Source organism: Companilactobacillus bobalius (assembly GCF_009764355.1).
The window spans coordinates 55417-81044 of the sequence record NZ_LNUA01000032.1 but is presented as its reverse complement, the minus strand read 5'-3'; the positions used below and the strand labels follow the sequence as shown (position 1 = coordinate 81044).

23 protein-coding genes are annotated in these 25628 nt (G+C 36.0%); 1 reads left to right on the top strand and 22 read right to left on the bottom strand.

The window, feature by feature from the left end; translation table 11 throughout:
- Window positions 1-12 precede the first annotated feature (12 nt).
- The 18 genes from truB to ATN92_RS07270 form a co-directional block, all read right to left on the bottom strand.
- Window positions 13-924 (bottom strand): tRNA pseudouridine(55) synthase TruB, encoded by a 912-nt coding sequence (truB, locus tag ATN92_RS07355; protein WP_056950455.1) that lies wholly within the window; start codon window positions 922-924, stop codon window positions 13-15.
- Window positions 925-1053: 129 nt separating this feature from the next.
- The gene (rbfA, locus tag ATN92_RS07350; protein ID WP_056950458.1) at window positions 1054-1413 is read right to left on the bottom strand and encodes a 30S ribosome-binding factor RbfA; all 360 of its coding nucleotides are present in this window, start codon (window positions 1411-1413) and stop codon (window positions 1054-1056) included.
- 11 nt (window positions 1414-1424) lie between these two features.
- Window positions 1425-4292, bottom strand: a complete 2868-nt coding sequence (infB, locus tag ATN92_RS07345; RefSeq protein ID WP_056950461.1) for a translation initiation factor IF-2 — start codon at window positions 4290-4292, stop codon at window positions 1425-1427.
- A 20-nt stretch (window positions 4293-4312) separates the two neighbouring features.
- Entirely contained in the window at window positions 4313-4609 is a 297-nt protein-coding gene (locus ATN92_RS07340; RefSeq protein ID WP_054641930.1) for a L7Ae/L30e/S12e/Gadd45 family ribosomal protein, read from the bottom strand.
- Complete coding sequence (rnpM, locus tag ATN92_RS07335) at window positions 4609-4917, bottom strand: RNase P modulator RnpM (RefSeq protein WP_025085185.1); 309 nt, start codon at window positions 4915-4917, stop codon at window positions 4609-4611. Before rnpM ends, ATN92_RS07340 begins: the two co-directional genes overlap by 1 nt.
- A 14-nt stretch (window positions 4918-4931) precedes the next feature.
- Entirely contained in the window at window positions 4932-6137 is a 1206-nt protein-coding gene (nusA, locus tag ATN92_RS07330) for a transcription termination factor NusA (protein ID WP_056950464.1), read from the bottom strand.
- A gap of 10 nt (window positions 6138-6147) precedes the next feature.
- A complete protein-coding gene (rimP, locus tag ATN92_RS07325) occupies window positions 6148-6621 on the bottom strand; it encodes a ribosome maturation factor RimP (RefSeq protein ID WP_056950526.1) in 474 nt (157 codons plus the stop codon).
- A 118-nt stretch (window positions 6622-6739) separates the two neighbouring features.
- On the bottom strand, window positions 6740-11041 hold the full coding sequence (locus ATN92_RS07320) for a PolC-type DNA polymerase III (protein ID WP_056950467.1): 4302 nt from the start codon (window positions 11039-11041) through the stop codon (window positions 6740-6742).
- A gap of 46 nt (window positions 11042-11087) precedes the next feature.
- The gene (locus tag ATN92_RS07315) at window positions 11088-12794 is read right to left on the bottom strand and encodes a proline--tRNA ligase (RefSeq protein WP_056950470.1); all 1707 of its coding nucleotides are present in this window, start codon (window positions 12792-12794) and stop codon (window positions 11088-11090) included.
- A 12-nt stretch (window positions 12795-12806) separates the two neighbouring features.
- Entirely contained in the window at window positions 12807-14069 is a 1263-nt protein-coding gene (rseP, locus tag ATN92_RS07310) for an RIP metalloprotease RseP (RefSeq protein WP_056950473.1), read from the bottom strand.
- 19 nt (window positions 14070-14088) lie between these two features.
- Window positions 14089-14883, bottom strand: a complete 795-nt coding sequence (locus ATN92_RS07305; protein ID WP_025085181.1) for a phosphatidate cytidylyltransferase — start codon at window positions 14881-14883, stop codon at window positions 14089-14091.
- Between the two features lie 14 nt (window positions 14884-14897).
- Entirely contained in the window at window positions 14898-15638 is a 741-nt protein-coding gene (uppS, locus tag ATN92_RS07300; protein ID WP_056950476.1) for an undecaprenyl pyrophosphate synthase, read from the bottom strand.
- Window positions 15639-15646: 8 nt separating this feature from the next.
- Window positions 15647-16204, bottom strand: a complete 558-nt coding sequence (gene frr, locus ATN92_RS07295; protein WP_025085179.1) for a ribosome recycling factor — start codon at window positions 16202-16204, stop codon at window positions 15647-15649.
- The gene (pyrH, locus tag ATN92_RS07290) at window positions 16197-16928 is read right to left on the bottom strand and encodes a UMP kinase (protein WP_025085178.1); all 732 of its coding nucleotides are present in this window, start codon (window positions 16926-16928) and stop codon (window positions 16197-16199) included. The genes frr and pyrH overlap by 8 nt, the downstream gene beginning before the upstream one ends.
- A 168-nt stretch (window positions 16929-17096) precedes the next feature.
- A complete protein-coding gene (gene tsf, locus ATN92_RS07285) occupies window positions 17097-17972 on the bottom strand; it encodes a translation elongation factor Ts (protein WP_056950479.1) in 876 nt (291 codons plus the stop codon).
- A 64-nt stretch (window positions 17973-18036) separates the two neighbouring features.
- A complete protein-coding gene (rpsB, locus tag ATN92_RS07280; RefSeq protein ID WP_056950482.1) occupies window positions 18037-18843 on the bottom strand; it encodes a 30S ribosomal protein S2 in 807 nt (268 codons plus the stop codon).
- Window positions 18844-18966: 123 nt separating this feature from the next.
- On the bottom strand, window positions 18967-19251 hold the full coding sequence (locus tag ATN92_RS07275) for a GIY-YIG nuclease family protein (protein ID WP_056950484.1): 285 nt from the start codon (window positions 19249-19251) through the stop codon (window positions 18967-18969).
- On the bottom strand, window positions 19238-19969 hold the full coding sequence (locus ATN92_RS07270; protein WP_056950487.1) for a tRNA1(Val) (adenine(37)-N6)-methyltransferase: 732 nt from the start codon (window positions 19967-19969) through the stop codon (window positions 19238-19240). The genes ATN92_RS07275 and ATN92_RS07270 overlap by 14 nt, the downstream gene beginning before the upstream one ends.
- Window positions 19970-20031: 62 nt before the next feature.
- Between ATN92_RS07270 and ATN92_RS07265 the strand changes: the two genes are divergently transcribed.
- On the top strand, window positions 20032-20661 hold the full coding sequence (locus ATN92_RS07265; RefSeq protein ID WP_056950490.1) for a lysophospholipid acyltransferase family protein: 630 nt from the start codon (window positions 20032-20034) through the stop codon (window positions 20659-20661).
- Between the two features lie 552 nt (window positions 20662-21213).
- Here the strand turns inward: ATN92_RS07265 and purD are convergent.
- The 4 genes from purD to purM are packed head-to-tail and all read right to left on the bottom strand — an operon-like array spanning window position 21214 to window position 25621.
- Complete coding sequence (purD, locus tag ATN92_RS07260; protein WP_056950492.1) at window positions 21214-22470, bottom strand: phosphoribosylamine--glycine ligase; 1257 nt, start codon at window positions 22468-22470, stop codon at window positions 21214-21216.
- 12 nt (window positions 22471-22482) lie between these two features.
- Entirely contained in the window at window positions 22483-24024 is a 1542-nt protein-coding gene (purH, locus tag ATN92_RS07255) for a bifunctional phosphoribosylaminoimidazolecarboxamide formyltransferase/IMP cyclohydrolase (protein WP_056950496.1), read from the bottom strand.
- Entirely contained in the window at window positions 24024-24605 is a 582-nt protein-coding gene (purN, locus tag ATN92_RS07250; RefSeq protein WP_056950499.1) for a phosphoribosylglycinamide formyltransferase, read from the bottom strand. Before purN ends, purH begins: the two co-directional genes overlap by 1 nt.
- Window positions 24602-25621 (bottom strand): phosphoribosylformylglycinamidine cyclo-ligase, encoded by a 1020-nt coding sequence (gene purM, locus ATN92_RS07245; protein ID WP_056950502.1) that lies wholly within the window; start codon window positions 25619-25621, stop codon window positions 24602-24604. Before purM ends, purN begins: the two co-directional genes overlap by 4 nt.
- Window positions 25622-25628 lie beyond the last annotated feature (7 nt).

The window sequence follows — 25628 nt, the reverse complement described above, 5'->3', positions numbered from 1 at the left end:
TTTCAATCTCTTTTATTTATTATTTAATAACATTAAATCTGGAATCCACATATTTCTTACTTTATCATACTTGTAAAGTGCTTTGGTTACTCCTGCTCTTTGAACTCGCAAACGATCTTCTATATCTGAATCGATTTCCGGTTCTAAGAAGCCGCCATGCGATACACGTACTTCCCACTCTTCATCTGTTAATTCATGCTTAGGGACATAGCTCAGGACCTCATCAATTGATTTTAAAAAGCTTGTATCATTGTTCTCAAGCATCTCTTCAATTTGTCTCAAAGTGAAGGTCTCCCCAATTGAAAAGCCAGCACTCTTTACTCGTGTAAGTTGGGACATAAAAGCGGGATATCCTAAGATGCGACCGAATTCAACTGCTAATGTTCTTACATATGTGCCCTTAGAACACTTAACATGAAACCTCAATGTTTGATATCCTGTTGTTTCATCGTAAATTGAATCTCCCATAATATGGAAATCATAAATATGAATCTGTCTCTTCGGACGTTCGACTTCAAGCCCAGCACGAGCATATTCATAGAGTTTTTTGCCATTAACTTTGACTGCCGAAAACATTGGTGGAATTTGTGTTAGATTCCCTGTCATTTGTTGGAAAACTTTCTGTAGATTTTCACTCGAAATTGGCTCAGTTAATTTCTTCTCTTCAACCGTGTCGCCTTCACGATCTTCAGTTGTGGTTGATCTACCTAAAGTTATCTCTCCCTCATATTCCTTAGGAGAGCCTGTCAGAGTATTTACTAACTTAGTAGCTTGCCCTACACAAATAGGCAAAACTCCGTCTACCAATGGGTCCAGGGTCCCCGTATGGCCAATTTTCTTAGTATGCAATACTTTTCTTAATTTATAAACATAATCGGAACTTGTTTGTCCGATTTCCTTATTTAATGGAATTACTCCGTCCATAATAATCTCCGTATCTAAATTGTCATTAACAATGATTTTACTAGTATTTTTATATAATGAAAAGAAAGTCACAAAAAAAGATAGGAAATCCATTTCGGGATTTGCCTATCTTTTTTATATCAAATTGTATTAACGGTTTGCTTCATCCTGATGCAATTTAGCAATCAATTTATCAATCTTTTCACCATAGCGAACTGATTGATCTTGCTTAAATTCCAATTCAGGTACTTTATACAACGTTAAGTTTTGACCCAATTCTCTTCTAATTAGTCCAGTAGCTTTATCTAAGCCGGCTTGAGTTTTTTCAACATCACTAGCTTTTTCAGATAAGATACTAAAATAAATGGTTGCTTGTTGCAAATCACCAGTCATTTCAACACCAGTTACTGTAACCCCTTGAACTCTAGGATCACGAACACGTTTTAAAAGAATATCGTTAACTTCTTTTTGAATCTCTTGTTCAACTCGACCAATTCGATGTTTTACCATATTCTCATCTCCTATTTAACTGGAACTTCTTCCATTACATAGGCTTCAACTTCGTCACCAATCTTGATGTCGTTATAATTCTCGATTGTGATACCACATTCGAATCCAGAACCAACTTCCTTAACGTCATCCTTGAATCTCTTAAGTGAAGCAAGTTTACCTTCTGTGACAACAATACCATCTCTGACAAGTCTTACACCACTATCACGTTGAATCTTACCACTGTTTACGTAACAACCAGCAATTGTACCAATCTTAGAAACATTGTATGTTTCGCGGACTGTTAAGTTACCAATAACTTTTTCTTCATAAACTGGTTCTAGCATACCCTTCATGGCAGCTTCGATTTCATCGATAGCTTTATAAATAACTCTATGTAGACGAATATCAACCTTTTCATCCTTAGCTTGAACCTTAGCTTGAGCTGTTGGACGAACATTAAATCCAATAATGATGGCATTACTTGCAGCAGCAAGGTTAACATCACTTTCAGTAATAGCACCTACGGCTGAATGGATAATGTTGACACGAACACCCTTAACTTCGATCTTCTTCAAACTTCCGGCAATGGCTTCAGCAGAACCTTGAACATCGGCTTTAATAATAACGTCGACTTGTTTAAGTTCTCCTTCTTTCATTGTCTCAAATAAGTTATCAAGTGTAACAGGGTTAGTGTTTTGACGTTCCTTTTGAAGAGCACGACTAGCACGTTCTTCACCGGCTGCACGAGCTGTCTTTTCATCATCGAAGACAACAAACTTATCAGCTGATTCAGGAACATCATTCAAGCCAGTAACTTCCACTGGTTCTGAAGGTTTAGCAGCATCGATTTCTTTACCATTGTAGTTTGTCATTGTTCTGACACGACCAAAGGTATTACCAACAACAATTGGATCACCAACATGCAATGTACCTTGTTGTACCAATAGTGATGCAACTGGTCCACGGCCTTTATCCAATTTAGCTTCAATAACTGTACCAATGGCTTTTTGCTTAGGATTTGCCTTAAGTTCCAAAACATCAGCTTCAAGTAGAATCATTTCTAGCAATTCGTCAATGTTTGTACCCATTTTAGCTGAAATATCAACAAAGATAGTATTCCCACCATAATCTTCAGGAACAAGATCATACTTCATTAATTCTTCAGTAACATGTTGTGGGTTAGCACCCGGCTTATCGATCTTATTGATAGCTACGATGATAGGGTCATTTGCGGCCTTAGCATGGTTAATAGCTTCAATTGTCTGTGGCATAACACCATCATCAGCTGCAACAACTAGAACAACGATATCAGTAATATCAGCACCACGAGCACGCATATTAGTAAAGGCAGCATGTCCTGGAGTATCCAAGAATGTGATCAATCTGTCTTGAAGACGTACTTGATAAGCACCAATATGTTGTGTGATACCACCAGCTTCGGAAGCTGTAACATGTGTATGTCTCAAATGATCAAGCAAGGTTGTCTTACCATGATCAACGTGACCCATGATAGTTACAACTGGTGGACGTGTTACTAGATTTTCACTTGTATTAACTTCTGCATCAAAGTACTTGTCAATATCAGCAACATCTTCTTGTACTTTTTCTTCAGCCTTAATACCATAATCAGCGGCCAACAATTCAATAGTATCCTTATCCAAGGACTTGTTTTGGTTAATCATAATACCAAGCATGAATAACTTCTTAACAATTTCAGCTGGTTCTCTATGGATTAACTTACCAATATCTTGAGCGTTCATACCAACAGAGTAAACAAGTGTTTCTGGTAATGGACGTTCCTTTCTTTGTGGCATTGGCTTCTTAGGCTCGGTACGTTGACGTTGTTGACGTTTACGTTCCTTTTTCTTTCTACGACTACCAAATGGGTTAGCAAGATTTTGCTTGTGTCCAAAGTCACGATTATTATTAGTTGGTTTTGCCTTCTTGTATTCTGGCTTTGGAACATTAGTATTTGCTACATTTGCCTTTGGAGCTTCTTTAGCTTTAGCAGCTACATTGTTATTGTTGTTAGGTCTTCTGTTTTGGGAATTGTTACTGTTGCGATTATTGTTATTGCTATTAGTACTGTTGTTATTATGGTTGTTATTGTTGTTTCTATAACGGTTTTCAGTATTAGGACGGTGATTGTTCTTATGATTATTATCACTACTACTGTTGTGATTATTGTTATTGTGACTGTTATTTCTAGTTGGATGACTAGGAATACGACTAGCATCTTGAATATTTGTCTTAAATTGTTCTAGATACTTGTTACCAGCACTTTGTCTTGGACGTGGAGCTTGTCCTTGTGTAGTAGAACGATCACGTCTGTTATTGTTGTTACGATTGCGATTATCACGTGATTGAGAATTACGGTTATCATTTCTTCTATTCTCATTATTGTTGTGATTATTGCGTTCGTTACGGTTGTTACTGTTAGTACTATTATTGTTATTACTATTGTTGTTAGCATTATTACTATTTGGGCGATGGTTATTGCTGTTTGGACGATTACCATTGGAGTTGTGATTATTATTGCGATGGTCAAAATGACCCTTACCCTTATTAGCATCTCTTCTTACAGCAGTAATCTTAATCTTAGTTTTGTGATCACCTGAATTTTGGTTACCACTTTCATGTTTCTCACCTGTAGATTTTTGCACATGATTTTGTGCATGATTATTGTGTTGAACAGGGGCAGGTCTACTACCATTATTACTTGTGTTGCTTGGTTTTTTACCACTCTTTAAGTTACTTACAATTTTCTTTTCGTCATTTTCATCTACTGATGACATATGGTTCTTCACATCCATACCCAATTTTGTGGCAGCATCAAGAATTACTTGATTCTCAACACCATTTTCTTTTGCAATAGTATAAATTCTCTTTTTGACCATCCTATCACTCTCCTTAATTGTTAATTGTCCATAATATCTTTTAACCTTTTAGCAAATCCAAAATCTGTTATTCCCATAACTTTTCTGTCTTTTCCAATAGCAGTTTTTAACGAAGCACTATCTACCGTATCGATTACTGGTACTTTATAGTAAGTCGCTTTATTATGTAAATCTTTCATTGTTCGCGGACTACAGTCACTAGCCATAATAACTAGCTTTACCTTGCCATCACGAATGCCGTTTATTGTTAGTTCTGTTCCACTGATAAATTTACCAGCTCTAACAGCTAACCCTAAAAAATTATAAAATGAGTTCATTAATGTTTCTTTCCTAAATCACCAAAAAGATCCATTCTAGCCTTTTGATGATCGACAAAATCAAATAATTCATCATAAAAATTCTCTGGTACTGCATGTGAGAATACTTTTTCTAGTGATTTTTTAGATTTTGCATTTTTAATGGCTTCAGGATCTAATCCAACATAAGCGCCACGGCCGGCTTTCTTTCCAGTTGGATCAATAGAGATGTTACCATCCTTATCCTTAACAATCCTTACCATTTCTCTTTTTGGATACATCTTATTCGTTAAAATATCTTTACGCATAGGTATCTTACGAGTTGGCAAATCTATCACCTCTCTTATTCTTCTGAGTCTGTTGAATCGTCTTCGTCATCTACATCTTCTGAATCATTTGCAGCAGGATTCTGTGCATCATCAGCATTAGCAGCATTTTCACGAGTCTTTTCAATATCGATCTTGCCACTTTCAACATCATTGATGTCAACATCTTGATCGTTATCGTCAACAAATTCAACTTGTGATTCAGGCTTGATATCAATCTTGTAACCAGTCAATTTAGCAGCTAAACGTGCATTTTGACCTTTCTTCCCAATAGCTAATGATAAATGATAATCAGGTACAATTACAATACATTGTTTCTTATCATTTTCATCAAATTGAACGGCAATAACTTCAGCAGGGTTCAATGCATTAGCAATAAAGTCGACAGGATCATCAACATATGGCACAACATCAATGTTTTCACCATTTAATTCATCAACAACTGCTTGTACACGGGCACCCTTAGGACCAACACATGTACCAACAGGATCAACATCAGGATTGTCAGATTTTACAGCAATCTTAGTTCTATCTCCAGCTTCACGAGCAATTGAAACAATTTCTACAGTTCCATCATATATTTCTGGAACTTGTTGTTCAAATAGTCGTTTAACCAAACCTGGATCGGTTCTTGATACAAAGACTTGAGGTCCCTTTGTAGCATTCTCAACCTTAGTTACATAAACACGAATTCTATCACGTGAATTGTAAGTTTCGCCAGGCATTTGATCATTCTTAGACATAACAGCTTCAATCTTACCAAAGTTGATATAAACGTATCTATTATCACTACGTTCAACTGTTCCTTGGATGATTTCATGTTCATATTGGCTGTATTCATTATAAATGATATCACGTTCAGCTTCACGAACACGTTGCATGATAACTTGTTTAGCAGTTTGAGCCGCAATACGTCCAAAATCTTTTGGTGTTACTTCTTCTTGAACGTGGTCACCAACTTCATAACCTCTACTCTTCTTTTGAGCATCTTCGAGACTAACTTCCAAACGATCATCTACAACATCTTCAACGACTTCTTTAACCGCATAAACATGTATATTACCCTTTTTAGTGTCAAATTCAACATTAACGTTTTGAGCTTGATTATAATTTCTCTTATAAGCAGCTACTAGAGCAGCTTCTAGTGATTCAATAACATATTCTTTTTTGATGCCCTTTTCGCTTTCAAGCGCATCAAGTGCTTCAACCATTTCTTTACTCATGATTTTCTCCTTAGAATTCGATTGCAAGTCTGATCTTAGCAATGTTGTCTCGACTAATTTCTACTTGTTTCCTTAAATTCTTAACTTTAACGTTCAAAGTTATCTTAGTATCCGTTACCTCTAATAAAGTTCCCTCAAAAGCTTTTTGACCATCTTGTTTTTGATAAAGAGAAGCATGCACATAGTCGTCAACATAATCAGTAAGACTTTCATCATTCTTTAAGGGGCGCTCTGCACCTGGAGATGAAACCTCTAAGTAGTAAGCAGGTTCAATTGGATTCAATTCATCCAACTTCTCACCGTACTCTTCACTAATAAGCGCGCAATCATCGATGCTGATACCGCCCTTCTTATCTGCATAAACTCTCAAATACCAATCTCCACGTTCATGAACGAACTCCAAATCAACAAGAAAGAAATCATGTTGATCCAAGATTGGTTTTAAAATGGCTTTTAATTCTTCAACTTTTGTATCCAAGGACATTCCTCCAAAGTAATCGGCAATAAAAAGAGTGAGCATTTCTGCTCACTCATTAATCAGTAATTAACTAGTAGTTAATTTAACATATATTTAATATTAAAGCAACTTATAACAACCATACCTAGAACAATGATAACTGATTTTCGTCTGGCATGCCATCTAAAACATGATTTTCTGTCATATATTCAATAACTGTCTTTGAAACTTTACCACGAGTTCCTAAATCCTGTTTAGATAGGAATGGTTGTTCTTCACGTGCAGCCACAATCTGTTTAGCAACGTTATCACCCAATCCAGGAATAGCATTGAATGGAGCCAATAAAGTTTTATCATCAATAATTTTAAAATCAAAGGCATCCGATTTATCCAAATCAACCATCTTGATTGTAAAACCACGTTCCAAACATTCATTAGCTAATTCCAAAACTGTCAAAAGATTCTTCTCTTTAGTAGAAGCATCCATCCCTTTATCATTGATAGCTTTCATTGAGGCCTTAACGGCATCTTTACCCGTTGTCATCGCAACCAAATCAAAATCATCGGCACGAACTGAGAAATAAGCACAGTAATAATAAAGTGGATGATGAACCTTAAAGTATGCAATTCTTAACGCCATAATAATATAAGCTGTCGCATGGGCTCTAGGGAACATATATTTAATTTTCAAACAAGAATCAATATACCAATCAGGCACATCAGCATCTTTCATGGCTTGTTTCCAGTCATCAGGAATACCACGTCCCTTACGAACATGCTCCATAATTTGGAAGGCCATCTGTGAATCCATACCATAGTGAATCAAATCCATCATGATATTATCACGACAACCGATAACTTCCTTCAAAGTCACAACACCTTTATCAATCAACTCTTCCGCATTACCTAACCACACATCAGTACCATGTGATAATCCAGAAATTTGTAGTAATTCGGCAAAAGTAGTTGGATGCGTTTTTTCCAACATCCCACGAACAAAACGTGTACCGAATTCAGGTACACCCAAAGTTCCAGTCTTTGAGAAAATCTGTTCAGGTGTTACATCTAGTGAATCAGTTCCTCTGAATAACTCCATAACCCCAGGATCTTTGACTGGCAAGGTCTTAGGATCAATTCCTGACAAATCTTGAAGCATACGAATCATTGTGGGATCATCATGTCCCAAAATATCAAGTTTCAAAATATTATCATGAATAGAATGGAAATCAAAATGAGTTGTTTTCCACAAAGCAGTTTGATCATCCGCTGGATACTGAATTGGCGTGAAGTCAAAAATATCCATATAATCTGGCACAACAATGATACCAGCCGGATGTTGACCAGTAGTACGCTTGACACCAGTTGAACCCATAGCCAGACGTTCTTCCTCAGCATTACGGAAATTCTGACCAGTTAACTCTTCATAATTTTTAACATATCCAAAAGCCGTACGATCAGCAATTGTACCAATAGTACCAGCTCTAAATACGTGATCTTCCCCAAACAATACCTTGGTATAGTTATGTGCTACCGGTTGGTAGTCACCAGAGAAGTTCAAATCAATATCAGGAACCTTATCACCCTTGAAACCAAGGAAAGTTTCAAACGGAATATCCTGGCCATCTTTTTTCATATCTGTACCACATTTTGGACAAGCCTTGTCTGGCAAGTCATATCCTGAACCAACTTCACCTTTAGTAAAGAATTCAGAATACTTACAGTTAGGACAACGATAATGCGGTGGCAAAGGATTAACTTCAGTAATACCGGTCATAGTGGCAACAAAACTAGATCCAACGGAACCACGGGAACCAACTAAATATCCATCTTTATTAGATTTATAAACTAAACGTTGAGCAATTAAATAAATAACTGAGAAACCATTTCCGATGATACTCTTTAATTCACGATCCATTCGCTTTTGAACTAACTCTGGCAAGGGATCACCATAAAGTTCATGCGCTTTGTTCATCGTTAAACTACGAATTTCATCTTCGGCTCCATCCATCTTAGGAGTATACAGTTTATCCTTAACCGGAGAAATTTCATCAATCGAGTCCATAATCTTCTTTGGATTATCAACAATGATCTCTTGTTCTGTTTGTTGATCCATATAATCGAATTCATCAAACATTTCATTAGTAGTTCTAAATTGAACATCAGGCAATTCCGGTCTACGAGCTAAAGCATTACTCTTCACGGCTTTAATAACAATATCTCGATAAACTTTATCATGTGGATCAAGATAATGAACATCCCCTGTTGCTACAACTGGTTTGTCCAATTCTTTACCTAATTTAACAATATTTTTGATAATTTCTTGCAAAGCATCTTCATCTTTAATAATTTTAATATCAATTAGATGTTGATACAGAGTCTGTGGCATAACTTCCAAGTAATCGTAATACTGTGCTAATTCACGAGTATCGTCATAACCCTTTTGCATCATACTAGTAAAGACTTCACCGTTTTCACAGGCTGATCCAACAATGATACCTTCGCGATACTTATTTAACAGTCTTCTAGGCACACGAGCTGTTCGGTAGAAGTAACGTGTCATTGAATAAGAAACAATCTTAAACATATTCTTCAAACCAGCTTGAGTCTTGGCTAAAAGAATAGCATGACTAGGACGAGCCTGTTTATAAGCTTCTTCTCCACCAACGTGGTCGTTTAACTGGTTAACATTTCTAGTTCCAAACTTATCTTCCAATTCATCGAACAACTTATACATTAAGTAACCGGTTGTTTCAGCATCGGAGTCAGCTCTATGGTGATGTTCCAAAACAATATGATAACGTTTAGCCAAAGAATCCAACTTATGATTACGATACTCTGAATGCAAAGTTCTCGACATTTCCAAAGTATCAATAACAGGCATTGCTAGACGTGGACGACCCATTCTTGTTAGGGCCGCATTCATGAAGCCCATATCAAAGGTAACATTATGACCTACTAAAATATCATCGCCAATGAAATCCATGAATTCTCCAACAATTACTGTTTCATCTGGCGCATCCTTAACCATATCATTCGTGATACTAGTCAAATTAGTTGTTACTTCTGACAAAGGATGACCCGGATTAATAAATTTATCAAAGCGGGCAATTACTTCACCATCTTTCATCTTAGTAGCACCAATTTCAATAATTGAATCATAGACAGCAGACAAACCGGTTGTTTCGGTATCGAAGATAACATATTCTGAACCATTTAATGCTTGATCTCGCAAATTGTAAGCAATCGGATTACCTTCATCGACTAAATCAACTTCCACACCGTAAGCAATTTTAACGCCAAATTTTTTACCAGCATTATACGCTTCTGGGAAAGCTTGCAAAGCACGATGGTCAGTGATGGCAATTCCTGTTTGTCCCCAATCACTAGCACGCTTGATCAAATCAGTTGCACTAGGAATAGCATCCATTTGACTCATGTTAGTGTGAGCGTGCAATTCAATTCGCTTATTTTCATCTTCAGCTGTATCTTTACGCAACTCATGTTTGATTACATTGATATCATTAGCCATAATTACTAATTCACGAGAGAAATTATCCTCTTGAACGTTACCACGAACCCTGATCCAAGAACCTTCATCCAAACTGGCAAAGAAATTCTCATCATCCTCACCATTAGAAAATTTCTTGATACTGAAGGATGATGTGTAGTCAGTAACTTTCATAATCAAAAGTGATCGACCAGATTTCAACTTACGAACATCAATGTCAAAAACATATCCCTCAACGACTTTATTACGATCTTCCTCAATAATATCAACCATTTGAGTGATTTCTTGATCATCAGGAATCTTACGACCAACTTTAGAAACATTACCTGCTGGTTTCGCCGCCTTTTTAGCACTAACCTCTTTAGCCTTAGCTTGAAATTGCTTTGTCTTCTCGGCATTAGCAGCTTTCATAGCCTCGGTCTTCTCTTGATACTTGGCCTTATCGACATTTGTTCTAATTCTAAAATCAGGAAAACCAAGGCTACTGTACTCAGACTGTAATCCATCAATAACTTTGCCATCGACAAAATCAGCCATAAAACTATTGGAAACATCTAAAAAGACTTGACCGTTTTCAACATGTGGCGGTGTTTGACTAATTTTATCTAAAACCATTGGAGATTGGACATTGCAATCATTCAAAACATAATTCCAATAGTCCTTGATATCACTTTCAGACAATTCTGAATCAGTTGTTTTGATTTCAAAATCAATCTGTGCAATACCATCAAAACTAGCCTTTAGTGCTTTAACAAATGTCATGAAATCATTGAATGGTAACACGCGTTTAAATTCAAAAAAGAATGTCCAGCGTTTACTGTTCTTATGTACTTCAAGTTTATTTAATTTTCCATCGATAAACGCATCATTAGATGGTAATAAACTATCTAGCTTGATTTGTTTAACTAAAATTTCAAAAAGTTGTTTTGTATCTGACATATGACATATTCTTTCCTTCAAAAAATAAAAAAAGGCCTAAGCCTCATTACTGATTCTTAAGCAATATTTTTACTGAATTTACTAATTCATCTTTACTTACTTCAATTGTCTCGCCAGTACTTCTAATCTTTAGTTCAACAATTCCATCGCCAGCTTTTTTACCAACCGTGATTCTAATAGGAATACCAATTAGATCTGAGTCAGCAAACTTAACGCCAGGACGTTCTTTACGATCATCAAGTAAGACGTCATATCCTTCATTTTGTAGCAATTCAACGATTTCGTCACTTAATTTACCTTGAACATCGTTGTTGTACTTGATAGGAACAACATGTACTTGGTATGGAGCCAAACTAACTGGCCAAATAATACCATTTTCATCACTGTGTTGTTCGATAATGGCTGTCAATAGACGAGAAATACCAATACCATAACTTCCCATGATCAATGGATTAGATTTACCATTTTCATCTAAGAAATTAGCACCAAGTGCCTTAGAGAATTTAGTACCTAATTTGAAGATATGACCAATTTCGATACCACGTGTAAATTTGATATGACCATGACCATCAGGTGAAACTTCACCTTCCTTGATAACACGGAAATCTCTAAATTCTGGTGTTTCGTCAACAATATCTTCAAAGTTAGCATTGAACATATGAACATCAGCCTTATTAAAGCCGACAACGAAGTTCATCAAACCAACTAATGAACTATCATAAAGTACTTTAACCTTATCATTGATACCTTTAGGTCCAATGAATCCAGGTACACTACCGAAGACGTCCTTAACTTCGTCAGGGGTTGCTTCACGTAAGAAGTCAGCACCAAGATAGTTCTTTAACTTAACATCATTAACATCGTAATCTCCACGAATCATAACCATAACTGGTTCATCATCAGCCATGTAGGCAACAGCCTTCATAATTCTTGATGATTCAACCTTCAATAATTCTGCCAAAGCATCAATTGTATGCACATCAGGTGTATCAACAACTTCTGCTTCTTTCTTGTCTTCAACTAAGTTCTCTTCCATCTTACTTGCAGCCATTTCAAGGTTAGCTGAGTAATCACTATCGTCTGAATAGGCAATTGTATCTTCACCAATTGAAGCAATAGCGGAGAATTCTTTAGAATCAGTACCACCCATGGCACCGGCATCACCGATAATAGCACGATAATTTAAACCACAAATATCAAAGATATTACGGTAAGCTTGTTCCATTTGATTGAAGATAACATCAAGTTGTTCTTTGTTAGCTGTGAAAGAATAAGCATCTTTCATAATAAATTCACGGCCACGAAGTAAACCGTTACGAGGACGATCTTCATCACGATACTTCATTTGCATTTGATATAAAACAAGAGGTAATTTCTTGTAACTATTCAAACTTTCCTTTACAACACTAGTAAATGTTTCTTCATGAGTTGGTCCCAAGATGAAATCACGTTCGTGACGATCCTTAAATTTGAATAAGTTATCGCCATAAGTTTCATAACGACCACTTTCTTTCCAAAGATCTGCTGGCAAAATTGCTGGCATACGCATTTCTACGACATCAATTTTTTCCATTTCTTTACGAACAATATTTTCAATTCTTTGGATAACTGACCAAGCTAATGGTAAGTAAGCATATACCCCTGCAGAAACTTGTCTGATATAGCCAGCTCGCAACATCAACTGATGACTTATTGCCTCAGCATCTGAAGGAGTTTGCTTCAGTGTTGGAATATATAATTTTGATTGTTTCAAGTTCTTATCCCCCTATTTTATAAAGAAGCGCTGAATATCATTCCATGTAACAGCAATCATCAGCAAGACTAAAATTCCGACACCAATCAGTGTAATAACAGTCTCATACTGTTCTGGAATAGGTTTTCTTCTAATTGCTTCAACGATATTCAATAAAATCTTCCCACCATCTAAGGCTGGAATTGGAATTAAATTAACAATACCTAGGTTCATCGATAGCATCGATGTAAAGAGAATAATATTAATAATACCTTGTGATGCCACTTTTGAAGTCATCGAGTAGATCCCCACCGGACCAGATAATTGATTAATATTAAAACCACCAGATACCATCTTGCCTAATGCATGGAAGACCATTACAGTCGTTCCCCAACTATATGAAAAGCCATATTTGATTTTAGCCAAAATGCTAGAATCGGTCTTTGGCATAATACCAATAAAGCCATAACTTTGACCTTGCGACTTAACGGACTTAGGAGTTAATTTAACTGTTCTAAGTTTTTTATTTGATTCAACTTTTAAAGTAACTTTCTTACCAGGGTTATTTTGAATGTTAGTTGATAAAGCAGTCCATGAACCAGTTTTCTTGCCATTAACACTCACAATCGTATCGTTAACTTTCAAACCTGCTTCTTGAGCAATTGAATTTTTTTCGATATGACCTAATTGATTAGTAGCAACACCATTCATCATGAAAGCAGCTAAAATAGCTGCTAAAACTGCTAAAACGAAATTATTGAACGGACCTGCGAAATTGGTAATCATTCGCTTCCAAACAGAAACGGACTGAAGTTGAACATCGCGTGGAGCGATTTGAACCTCAGTACCGTCTTCCTCAACAATTGTTGCATCATGATCAACTGAATATTTCTTCACGACAGTTTCATCGCCATTTTCGTACCCTTCAATTACCAAATCATCAACTAAATCTGATTTAGATATTTGAACGGGGACCGCATTTGCATCATAAACCTTACTGGAAGTTATTATTTTTATTACTTTATCTTGATCATTTAATACTAAAGATGCCATCGTTCCTGGTTGAATATCAGAATCATCTTCTTGAGCGCCGGCCATACGAACATAACCACCCAAAGGTAATAATCTCAAGGTATATGTCGTATGATTCTTGCGATAAGCGACGATTTTTGGACCCATCCCTACAGAAAACTCACGAACCAAAATTCCTGATTTTTTTGCAGCATAATAATGTCCAAATTCATGAACAATAACTAATATTCCAAAAACGATTATAAATGTAATTATCGCGGTCATTTTAACCTCCACGAGATGCTTAGACTAAACCGAATATGTGTAACAAAGGTAATACGATTAACATACTATCGAATCTATCTAGAATTCCACCATGTCCTGGCAAAATATTTCCTGAATCTTTAACTTTATAATATCTCTTATAAGCTGATTCAATCAAATCACCCATTTGACCCATGATTGATAGGACAAAGGCAATCATCAACATTGTTGTCATTGAATACTCTTGAGGTACAAAGTACATGTAAACACCAGAAAGAACTAAGGCCATGATGATACCAGCAATTGTTCCTTCCCAAGTCTTATTAGGACTGATTGCAGGCCACAATTTATGCTTACCAATTTTTCTACCAAAAGTATAAGCAAAAATATCAGTTGACCATACAACAATCAAGGCATACATCAATAATCCTAAACCTGGATCTGAATTTCTTACAGCTGCTAGATAGTGGAATCCTGTACCAATGTACAACATTGAAACCACTGAAACACCTGCATCCTCAAAGTTAAATTTGTTCTTTGTTAATACTGTAATAATTAATAAAATTACCGCAAAAACATAGAATAAATCTAATCTTGAAAAACTTTTTGGAAACCATCCTCGATAAAAGCCGTTAGGAACTACTAGAGCTAGTGTTCCCAAGATAGTTACTAAGAAGTCAAACGAAACGATGATACGTTTACGCATGATATAAACTTCAAAAACACCGACTGCGGCTAAAGCTGCGGCTGCAACTTCTAGCCAAACTCCACCTGCAAGCAATATGGGAATAAAGATTGCTAGTGCAATAACGGCAGTAATGACACGTTGTTTCATAATTTTCCCCCAAACTAAACAGATCCGTAACGACGATCTCTTCTGTCAAATTCTTTAATATCCTCGACTAAATCATCAACCGTAAAATCGGGCCAGTAACTGTCGTCAAAGATCATTTCTGTATAAGCTAATTGCCAGAGCATGAAGTTAGAGATTCGTTCTTCTCCACTAGTTCTGATTAGCAAATCAGGATCGGCTAACTCTTTTAAATGATTAGTCAGCAAATGATCTGCAAACATAGCATCGTCAATATCGCTTGGATCTATTGAACCACTAGCCGCTTCGATTGCCAAATTTTTAGCAGCATTAACAATTTCAGCACGACCACCATAATTAAAAGCAAAATTGAGGATCATTCCAGTATTACCCTTAGTATCCTCAACTGCTTTTAAAACTACTTTTCTGGTTTTGTCAGGTAAGTGATCAGTAAATCCGGTTACGAACACTCGAATATTTTCTTTGATTAGATCTGGCATAAAAGTTCCAAAGAAGTCTACCGGTAACTTCATCAAGAAGTTAACTTCTTTGCTAGGTCGACTCCAGTTTTCAGTAGAAAAAGCATACAAGCTCAAAACTTTAACTCCAAGATGACTAGCTGCTGTAGCAATCGTCTTGACATTGTTCATACCTTCTTTATGACCGGCAATACGAGGTTGGCCTTTTTTCTTAGCCCAACGTCCGTTACCGTCCATAATGATAGCAATATGCTTAGGAACTGATATGTCTGAATCTAACTGTCTCTTACTCTCTGTCATAAAGACTATTATCCTTCAGTAATTTCTTTTTCTTTGGCTGCTGCTAATTCGTCAACTTGTGCGATAGCTTTGTCAGTAACCTTTTGAACTTGATCTTCAACATCATGGAATTCATCTTCAGTTACATCGTTAGCCTTTAATTGCTTCTTAAGATCGTCCATAGCTTCACGACGAACGTTTCTAACAGCAATACGGCTTTCTTCGGCCTCTTTACCTACTTGCTTAGCAATCTCTTGTCTGCGTTCACCAGTAAGCTGTGGGATAACCAAACGGATAACCTTACCATCATTAGCAGGGTTCAATCCTAAATCAGATGAATTGATAGCATGTTCGATATCATCCAATGATGATTGGTCATAAGGTGTGATCATCAAAACACGTGCTTCAGGAATATTAATTGAAGCAACTTGATTCAATGGTACATCAGTACCGTAATATGAAACCTTAACGTTACTCAAGATAGAAGCATTAGCTTTACCCGCACGGATATTAGCTAATTCTTTTCTAAGAACGTCAATTGATTTTGACATATTTTCTTGTGCTTTTGTAACAGCTTTGTTAGTCATCATTACCACCCTTTATTATTGTTCCGATATTTTCTCCTTGAACAACCTTCTTAATGTTTTCAGCTTTGTTCAAGTTGAATACGATCAATGGAATATCATTATCCATTGACAATGATGAAGCAGTTGTATCCATAACTCCAAGATTCTTATTAATAATATCAAGTTGTGTTAATTCTGCATACTTCTTAGCATTAGGATCCTTCTTAGGATCAGCTGAATAAACACCATCAACGTTGTTCTTAGCCATTAAGATAACGTCGGCTTCAATTTCAGCGGCACGAAGTACAGAAGTAGTATCTGTTGAGAAGTAAGGATTACCAGTACCACCAGCAAAGATAACAACACGACCTTTTTCTAGATGTCTGATTGCCTTTCTTCTGATGTAAGGTTCAGCAACCTGGCGCATTTCGATTGATGTTTGTACACGTGTTGGGACACCAATATGTTCCAAACCATCTTGTAAAGCAAGTCCATTCATAACAGTGGCCATCATACCCATATAATCTGCTTGGGCACGGTCCATTCCCATTTCAGCACCTGTTTCACCACGCCAAATGTTCCCACCACCACAGACGATGGCAACTTGAACTCCTAGATCATGAACACTCTTAATTTGTTCAGCTATTGTTTTGATAACTGGTGGATTAATACCAAAGCCTTTCTCACCGGCTAAGGCTTCTCCAGAAACTTTTAAAATCACTCTTTTATACTTGATATCAGGCATAAGTTCTCTCCTTTAATTTTGCTACTAAATATTTTAACATATTCGCTACACTAAATTTATCCAAACACTATTTTTAAATAAATTTTGTGTGGATACAACCCTAAATATAAAGAAAAAGCCGTTTAATTCAAAATGAATTAAGCGACCTTTCCAAAAAATGTTTTTAAATTACTTCATTTGGTTCTTTACTTCTTCAGCAAAGTCTTCTTGTTTCTTTTCGATTCCTTCACCGACTTCGTAACGAACAAATGAAACAAGTTTAGAATTCTTTGATTCAACGAATTGTTGAACAGTCATGTCTGAATCCTTAACGAATTCTTGGTCAGCCAAACTAATTTCTGACAAGAACTTGTTTACACGGCCTTCAACGATTCTTGGGATAATCTTTTCAGGTTTACCTTCAGCCTTTGTTTCTTCAGTAAAGATAGCCTTTTCGTGTTCCAAACGATCTGCAGGAACTTGATCACGATCCATGAATTCAGGGTTGATAGCAGCAACGTGCATAGCAACATCCTTAGCAGCATCTTCATCGCTACCTTCAAGAGTAACGATAGCACCGATCAAACCACCATTATGTAGGTATGAGCCGAATACTTGTGAGTCTGTCTTATCAAGAACCTTGAAACGTCTCAAGGAAATCTTTTCACCAATAACAGCTGTTAAGCCTGTGATGGCGTCGTTAATTGTTTGGTCACCAATCTTAAGTGCCAAAGCTTCGTCCATTGTCTTTGGTTCGTTAGCAACAATAGCCTTACCAATTTCGTTTACAAGATTGATAAATTTGTCGTTTGATGAAACAAAGTCAGTTTCTGAATTAACTTCGATGATAGAAGCTTTGTTACCTGAAACTTCAATATGTGTTAAACCTTCAGCAGCAATGTTTCCACTCTTCTTAGCAGCTTTAGCTACACCCTTTTCACGAAGTTTGTCGATAGCCTCTTGCATATTACCGTCAGCAGCAACCAATGCCTTCTTAGCATCCATCATACCAACGCTTGTCTTATCACGTAATTCTTTAACTTGAGCAGCAGTAATTTTAGCCATTAGTAATCCTCCAGTCGTATAAATAAAGCCATCTTACTCAGATGACTCTATTTTACGCTTATTATTATTTGTTATCTTCGTTATTGTTCTTAGCTTCTGCTAAATCTTCAATAGATTTTGCATCGGCAGCATTTGAATTTTCATCTTTGTTGTCGTCTTTAGCGAAGTCTGCATCTGTAACAGCTTCTTCACCTTGCTTACCTTCAACAATAGCATCTGCCATCTTAGATGTAATTAATCTAACGGCACGGATAGCATCATCGTTTGAAGGAATGATAACATCGATAGGATCTGGATCTGTATTTGTATCAACCATAGCTACGATAGGAATGTTAAGTTTCTTAGCTTCGTTAACAGCAATGTTTTCCTTATGAGGGTCAACAATGAACATAACATCAGGGATTCTTGGCATATCTTCGATACCACCAAGGAATTTCTCTAACTTAGCTTGTTGCTTTGTAAGTAAAGCAACTTCTTTCTTAGGTAGACGATCAAAAGTACCATCTTGTGACATTGCCTTGATGTCCTTTAATCTCTTGATACGTTTTTGGATTGTGTTCCAGTTAGTCAAAGTACCACCTAACCAACGATGGTTAACATAGTATTGGCCAGCACGTGTTGCTTCTTCAGCAATAGCATCTTGTGCTTGTTTCTTTGTACCAACGAATAGGAAAATACCATCATCACCGGCAACGGCCTTCATATAGTTGTAAGCATCGTCGATCATGCGTACTGTTTTTTGTAAATCAATGATGTAAATACCATTTCTTTGTGTAAAGATAAATGGCTTCATCTTAGGGTTCCATCTTCTTGTTTGGTGACCGAAATGTACACCGGCTTCAAGAAGTTGTTTCATAGAAATAACTGACATAAAAAGTTCCTCCTGGTTTTTACCTCCACCTAAGTCATGTCTAGTTGAAACACGTCTGTGCACCAACAACTAAATCGTTAAGTGTGTGTATTCAATACAGCTAAATATTATAAGGGAATATTATTACGAAATCAAGTAGTCGTTCCAATTTATTCCATTACTTTTTAATAATGCCTCTTTTTGGGAGCGTGATAGCTTTTTGATAGCAATCTCCCGCTTTAAGGCCTGCGATTTATTTTCTAATTCTTCAGTGTACATTAATTTAACGGGTCGTCTAATTTTAGTATACTTAGCACCTTTTCCAGCATTGTGTGTTGCAACTCTCTTTTTTACATTATTACTTGTACCGGTGTAAAAAGTTTTATCACTGCATAGCAATATATAGACATAATACTTACTTGTTTCCATTAATTATCTGATTAGCCTCTTTAGTTAACTGATGATTTTCATCATAAATTGTTAAATCTGGTTCAACTTTTAATGACGCTTCTTTGACTGTTTTAATAACATCTAATAAAACCAAATTAGCATCTTTTTGCGAACTAGTTCTGACAAAACGTATGCGCTTTGGCTGCAATCGCTGCTGCAACATTAAAGAAAGTAGTTCACTCAAACGCTCTGGTCGATAAACTAAATATGCATGAGAATTCTCTTTTAGTAAAACCTTAATTGCATATAAAACATCTTCCAAATTAGCCTTCAATTCATGACGAGCAATCGCCAACACTGGATTTTCTTTCAACGCTGTTTGATCTGAGACTTTAAAATATGGTGGATTGCAAACAATCATGTCGACCGTATCATGATCAATATATTTTTGAACATTCTTCAAATCATCATTAACAAGATGTACTTGTTTTTCCAGACTATTATCTTCAATACTTTTTTGAGATAGATTGGCCAGTTCTTTTTGGATTTCAACCAAATATATTTGAGCTTTAGTTTTAGAGGCCAATGACAACCCAATGGCTCCATTGCCTGAACATAAATCGACTATTTTTCCTTTTTTAACAGTTTTAGCAAAATTATAAAGTAAAATAGTATCGAGATTAAATGAATAAAGTTTTTTATCTTGATTAATAATTATTCCGCTATCCGAAATAATATCTTGAGAATAAATCGACATGTTGCACCTACTTTATGGTATTTTAAATAAGTTAAGATTATTTTAGGGAGAATGATAATTCTATGTTTTATAAATTTATCCGTGTAATAGCGAGAGGCATTGTTTTCATTTTAAATGGCCGTTATAAAGTCGTGGGTAAAGAAAATCTACCCGACAAGCCCTTCATCTTAGTAGCTCCACATCGTACTTGGTGGGAACCAATTTTCTTTGCATTGGTGATTTCTCCACGTGAAGCTACTTTTATGGCTAAGAAAGAACTTTTTAAGAATCCTATTTTAAGATTCATTCTTGTGCACGCACACGCTTTTCCTGTTGACCGTGCTCATCCAGGTCCCTCAGTAATAAAAACGCCAGTTAAAGCCTTAAAAAAAGAAGATAAAGTTTTAATCATGTTTCCATCAGGAACTCGTTACTCTGAACAACTAAAAGGCGGAGCCTCACTGATTGCTAAACTTTCAAAAGCCCCATTAGTTCCCTTTGTTTATCAAGGACCTTTATCTTTTGGTGGTTTAATGAAACATAAACAAATTACTATTGGTGTAGGACCCGAAATTGACTTTGATTTCAAAGCCAAACTTGACGAAAAACAAACTAAACAGGTCAACGACGATATGGAAAAAGCTTGGGATAGAATTGATGACGAAATTGATCCATCTTTTGAATATATCCCACCTAAGAAAAAAAACAAGTAATTATATAATATACTAAAAATTGAATATATTAAAATAGCCCTGGTACTCCAGGGTTTTATTGTATAAAAATGGACATGAATTATTCACCTATATATTTAAACTACTGCAGCTAAATATATATAAGTGGATTCATGTCCATATTTTTATTTCCGTGGAAACACTGCTCTTATTTTTGATACAGATAGAAATTCCATTAAATCATTCCCTATATCTATAGGGATCACTACAACGTGCTGGTCGTTTACATCGACATGATAGAATCATCCCTATATACATAGGGAGCACACTAAGAAAAAGCCGCTATATCAACATTCTAAAATTAGAGAATCACTTATTTTTATCAACTTGAAAATAAGGTTCTCAATTTCTTAAAGCATAACTTTCCTTTCTATTCTAAGCAACTCTTTTTCCATATTTCAATAACCAATAAAAACATTCTAAATCCATTTGCTCATTGATTTATCACAAAAACTACAATTCTAAAATATCGGTTCAAATAAAAAAGATAGAAGTAAAATTTCAAATGAAATTCTACTTCTACCTCTTCATTTATTAAATGGAGTTCTTACCAATATCACGTCGGTAAAAAATATTTGTTTGATCCATTTTTTCTAGTTCTTGATAAACTTTTTTCTGAGCATCTTCAACTGATTCAGCCTGTGCCTGCATCAAATATAAACGGCCACCGTGACTAAACAATTGCTTTTGCTCTCGCTTCACAGCTGCATAATTGATTGTTAATGAACAATTCTTAAAATTGTCTCTATCTCCCAATGAACCAAATACAGGTTTTGTAGGGTAACCCTTGCTGACAGCAAAAACACCTAAGTTTAGACCTTTTTGTTGCCATTTTATTGATTCAATCTTTTTATGATTTAAGATGGAAAAAATCATTTCAGATAAATCCGACTCTAGGCGTGGCAAAACTACTTCTGTTTCGGGATCACCAAAGCGAGCATTAAACTCGATAATTTTGATACCCTTCTTTGTCAAAATCAAGCCAGCATAAAGGATTCCAGTATACTTGATACCTTGATCATAGAGTTCTGTCACAAATGGTTTCAAAACAGTTTCTATGGCTTCTTTCTCAATATCTTTAGAGATATTAAGAACTGGACAAACGGCTCCCATACCACCAGTATTAGGTCCCAAGTCACCGTCAAGAATTTTCTTGTAATCTTGTGCCAATGGCATCGGATAGAAACGTTTATGATCAACAAAAGCCATCAATGAAAACTCTTCGCCTTCAAGAAATTCTTCAATCACAACTTTCTTGGTATCAAATTTATGTTCGGCTAATAAATCCGTTACTGTTTCAGTAGCTGAAATCAAATCATCAGCGATAAAGACACCTTTCCCAGCAGCTAATCCATCTGCCTTAATAACAATTGGAAAGTCAGGAATTGACTTCAAATACTTTAGAGCATCTTCTAATTTTGTAAATTCCTGATATTGAGCAGTTGGAATACCGGCGTCTGCCATCAATTTCTTGGTGAAAGTCTTAGACCCCTCCACTTGAGCTGCTTGCTGATTTGGTCCAAAAATTTTCAGATTTTGACGTTTAAAGAAATCCACGATTCCGTTGACTAATGGTTCCTCCGGACCTACAACTGTAAAGTCAATGAAATTGGTTTGAGCGAAATTTGCCATTCTTTCAAAATCATTTTCTTCTATTGAAATGGTTTTGATTCCAGATAACTTCATTCCGTCGTTACCAGGGGCACAAAAAACAACATTCTGAGTGTTCTTTAATAAAGATTTGCAAATAGCATCTTCTCTTGCTCCAGAACCGATAACAAGTATTTTCATTAATAAACCTCTCTAGTGTTTGAAGTGTCTTCTACCAGTGAAGACCATGGCAATACCATATTTATCAGCCATATCGATTGAATCCTGATCTTTAATTGAACCACCTGGTTGGATAATAGCTGTAATGCCGTGTTCAGCAGCATAATTTACACAGTCATCCATTGGGAAAAAGGCATCAGAAGCCATAATTAATGGTTTGTGTTCCTCAGCTTGTTCTTCTTGTTCAATCGAAATCTTCACTGAACCAATACGATTCATTTGTCCAGCACCAATACCAAGAGTCTTATCAGTTGTTGAAATAACAATCGCATTACTCTTAACATGCTTAACAACTTGTTGACCAAATAGTAAGGCCTTCATCTCTTCAGGAGTTGGGGCTTTTTTAGTTACAACTTGGAATTCATCTAAGTTATCAACTGTGGTATCTCTTTCTTGAACTAGAAGACCACCCATAACAGAAACATATTCATATTTATCAGCAGCTTGAGACTTAGTAAAGTCCAAAGTCATTAAACGAATATTTTTCTTAGATTCTAGGATTTCCAAAGCTTCAGGTGTAAAACTTGGAGCAATAACAATTTCCAAGAAAATCTTATGCATTTCTTCGGCGATTTCTTTAGTTACCTCACGATTAACTGCAACAATTCCACCAAAGATTGACATTGTATCGGCTGTATAAGCCTTACGCCATGCTTGATAAATTGATTCATCATCCACACCAACACCACAAGGATTCATGTGTTTCAATGCAGCTACACAAGGTTTGTCAAAATCAGCGACAATTCTTAAAGCAGCATCAGCATCCTTAATATTATTGAAGGAAAGTTCCTTACCATGTAATTGTTTGGCTGAAGCAATCGAATATTCACTAGGCATAGCACTTTGATAAAAAGCGGCCTTTTGATGTGAATTTTCACCATATCTTAATTCTTGGTGGAAATCATAACCTAATACTTCTACATCAGGGAATTCTTCACCATTAAGATCTGATAAGTAATGAGCAATAATACTGTCGTATTCAGCAGTATGCCTAAATGCTTTGGCGGCTAAGCTTTGTCTTAGAGCTAGATTGTCTTCATCATTTTTAATACTTGCTAGAACCTTTTCATAGTCGTTAGCATCAATAACAACGTAAACACTCTTGAAATTCTTCGAAGCTGAACGAATCATTGATGGACCCCCGATATCGATTTGTTCAATAGCCTGGGCCGGTGTAACACCATCTTTAGAAATTGTTTCCTTAAATGGATAAAGATTTACACAAACTAGATCAATCATTTGAATATTCAATTTTTCTAAAGTCTTCATGTGTTCAGGGTTATCACGTTTAGCCAAAAGACCTGCATGAACCATTGGATGAAGTGTTTTTACACGTCCATCAAGAATTTCGGGAAATTTAGTTACCTCGTCAATTTCAGTAACTTTTACGCCATTTTCTTGTAACTTCTTGTATGTACCACCAGTAGAAATAATTTCAAAATCATTTTCAATTAATCCTTTAGCAAACTCAACAACTCCGGTTTTGTCAGAAACACTAATCAAAGCTCTTTTCATTATTTACTTACCCCATTATTTTTTATTAATAAATCTCGTACTACTGTACGGTACATTTGATGTTCAGTCTGATGAATTCGACTTTCTAAACTAGCTTCAGTATCATTCTTTAATCGCACAACTTTCATTTGCTTAATGATAGGACCGGTGTCGACCCCTTCATCAATATAATGAATTGTTACACCTGTTACAGGTTCATTAGCCGCATAGGCTCGTTCAATTGCTTCTAATCCAGAATATTTTGGTAATAATGATGGATGAATATTAATAATACGATTAGGATACGCACCCAATAAGACTGGTGTGACCACACGCATGTATCCTGCTAAAAGAATGTATTCAATCTTTAGTGGCGCTAACTTATCAATAATCGTTTGCTCATATTCACCGCGATTAGCATAATCAGATAATTGATTTACAAACACAGGAATATGATATTTTTCAGCTCGTTTGATTACATGAGCATTTGGTTGATCACAAACCAATAATTCAATTTCTAAGCCTAGATTTCTTAATTCATCTGATCCAGCAATGGCTTCAAAATTACTCCCATTGCCTGAGGCAAAGATGGCTACTTTCATAGCTTATCTCCTTTCAAAATCAGATTAGCTGAATCCTTTTTAATAACTTCACCAATTGTATAGGCTAATGTTTCGTGTCGATTCAATTGTTCTAGAACTTCCATTTCATTCTCGGAATCAACTGCTAAAACCATCCCTAGACCCATATTGAAAATATGATACATATCGATAGTTTTTAATTTGCCATATTTCTGTAAAGCTTGAAAAATTGGTAATTCTGGCCAAATATCGACATTGATTTCGGCAGCCAAATCTTCAGGTAACATCCGAGGAACATTTTCAAAGAATCCTCCACCTGTAATATGAGCGGCACCATTGATAAATTTTTGAGCTAACAATGGTACTAATTCATGAGAATAAATCTTAGTTGGCATTAGTAAAACTTCACCTAAAGACTGTCCTGCAAGTTCAGGTAAATTTGTATTCAAGTCAAAATCATTTTCTCGGAAGAAAATTTTTCTAACTAAAGAATAACCATTGGAGTGTATCCCACTTGAAGTGATTCCAATTAGAACATCGCCTTCTTTGACATTCTCTTTACGTAAAAGTTCATCTTTTTCACAGATACCCACTGCAAACCCAGCAATGTCATAATCACTCGCGTCATATACTCCAGGCATTTCAGCCGTCTCGCCACCAATTAGAGCTGCGTCAGCTATTTGGCATCCATTAATAACACCTTTTAAAATCTCTTCAACTTTTTGATCAACTTTGCCTGTTGAAATGTAATCTAAGAAATATTGCGGAATAGCACCTTGAGCCAAAATATCGTTGACACACATGGCAACACAATCGATTCCAATCGTATCCCACTTTTTAAACTCATTAGTCAGTAAAAGTTTGGTCCCGACACCATCATCACTTGAGACCAATACTGGTTGTTTAAACCCAGCTGGAATTTCGTAGATGCCACCGAAATTGCCTATACTTTTGCTTTTAGTCTTCTGTTTTACAAATTGAGAAATCTTATAACCAGATTCCACGTTCACACCAGCATCTTGATAGGGATTTGACATAAAATTC

Bases quoted from the DNA above. Each gene is read 5' to 3' on its own strand.
- truB (WP_056950455.1), bottom strand. From the start codon at position 924: ATGGACGGAGTAATTCCATTAAATAAGGAAATCGGACAAACAAGTTCC.
- rbfA (WP_056950458.1), bottom strand. From the start codon at position 1,413: ATGGTAAAACATCGAATTGGTCGAGTTGAACAAGAGATTCAAAAAGAA.
- infB (WP_056950461.1), bottom strand. From the start codon at position 4,292: ATGGTCAAAAAGAGAATTTATACTATTGCAAAAGAAAATGGTGTTGAG.
- ATN92_RS07340 (WP_054641930.1), bottom strand. From the start codon at position 4,609: ATGAACTCATTTTATAATTTTTTAGGGTTAGCTGTTAGAGCTGGTAAA.
- nusA (WP_056950464.1), bottom strand. From the start codon at position 6,137: ATGAGTAAAGAAATGGTTGAAGCACTTGATGCGCTTGAAAGCGAAAAG.
- rimP (WP_056950526.1), bottom strand. From the start codon at position 6,621: ATGTCCTTGGATACAAAAGTTGAAGAATTAAAAGCCATTTTAAAACCA.
- ATN92_RS07320 (WP_056950467.1), bottom strand. From the start codon at position 11,041: ATGTCAGATACAAAACAACTTTTTGAAATTTTAGTTAAACAAATCAAG.
- rseP (WP_056950473.1), bottom strand. From the start codon at position 14,069: ATGACCGCGATAATTACATTTATAATCGTTTTTGGAATATTAGTTATT.
- ATN92_RS07305 (WP_025085181.1), bottom strand. From the start codon at position 14,883: ATGAAACAACGTGTCATTACTGCCGTTATTGCACTAGCAATCTTTATT.
- uppS (WP_056950476.1), bottom strand. From the start codon at position 15,638: ATGACAGAGAGTAAGAGACAGTTAGATTCAGACATATCAGTTCCTAAG.
- frr (WP_025085179.1), bottom strand. From the start codon at position 16,204: ATGACTAACAAAGCTGTTACAAAAGCACAAGAAAATATGTCAAAATCA.
- pyrH (WP_025085178.1), bottom strand. From the start codon at position 16,928: ATGCCTGATATCAAGTATAAAAGAGTGATTTTAAAAGTTTCTGGAGAA.
- tsf (WP_056950479.1), bottom strand. From the start codon at position 17,972: ATGGCTAAAATTACTGCTGCTCAAGTTAAAGAATTACGTGATAAGACA.
- rpsB (WP_056950482.1), bottom strand. From the start codon at position 18,843: ATGTCAGTTATTTCTATGAAACAACTTCTTGAAGCCGGTGTACATTTC.
- ATN92_RS07275 (WP_056950484.1), bottom strand. From the start codon at position 19,251: ATGGAAACAAGTAAGTATTATGTCTATATATTGCTATGCAGTGATAAA.
- ATN92_RS07270 (WP_056950487.1), bottom strand. From the start codon at position 19,969: ATGTCGATTTATTCTCAAGATATTATTTCGGATAGCGGAATAATTATT.
- ATN92_RS07265 (WP_056950490.1), top strand. From the start codon at position 20,032: ATGTTTTATAAATTTATCCGTGTAATAGCGAGAGGCATTGTTTTCATT.
- purD (WP_056950492.1), bottom strand. From the start codon at position 22,470: ATGAAAATACTTGTTATCGGTTCTGGAGCAAGAGAAGATGCTATTTGC.
- purH (WP_056950496.1), bottom strand. From the start codon at position 24,024: ATGAAAAGAGCTTTGATTAGTGTTTCTGACAAAACCGGAGTTGTTGAG.
- purN (WP_056950499.1), bottom strand. From the start codon at position 24,605: ATGAAAGTAGCCATCTTTGCCTCAGGCAATGGGAGTAATTTTGAAGCC.
- purM (WP_056950502.1), bottom strand. From the start codon at position 25,621: ATGTCAAATCCCTATCAAGATGCTGGTGTGAACGTGGAATCTGGTTAT.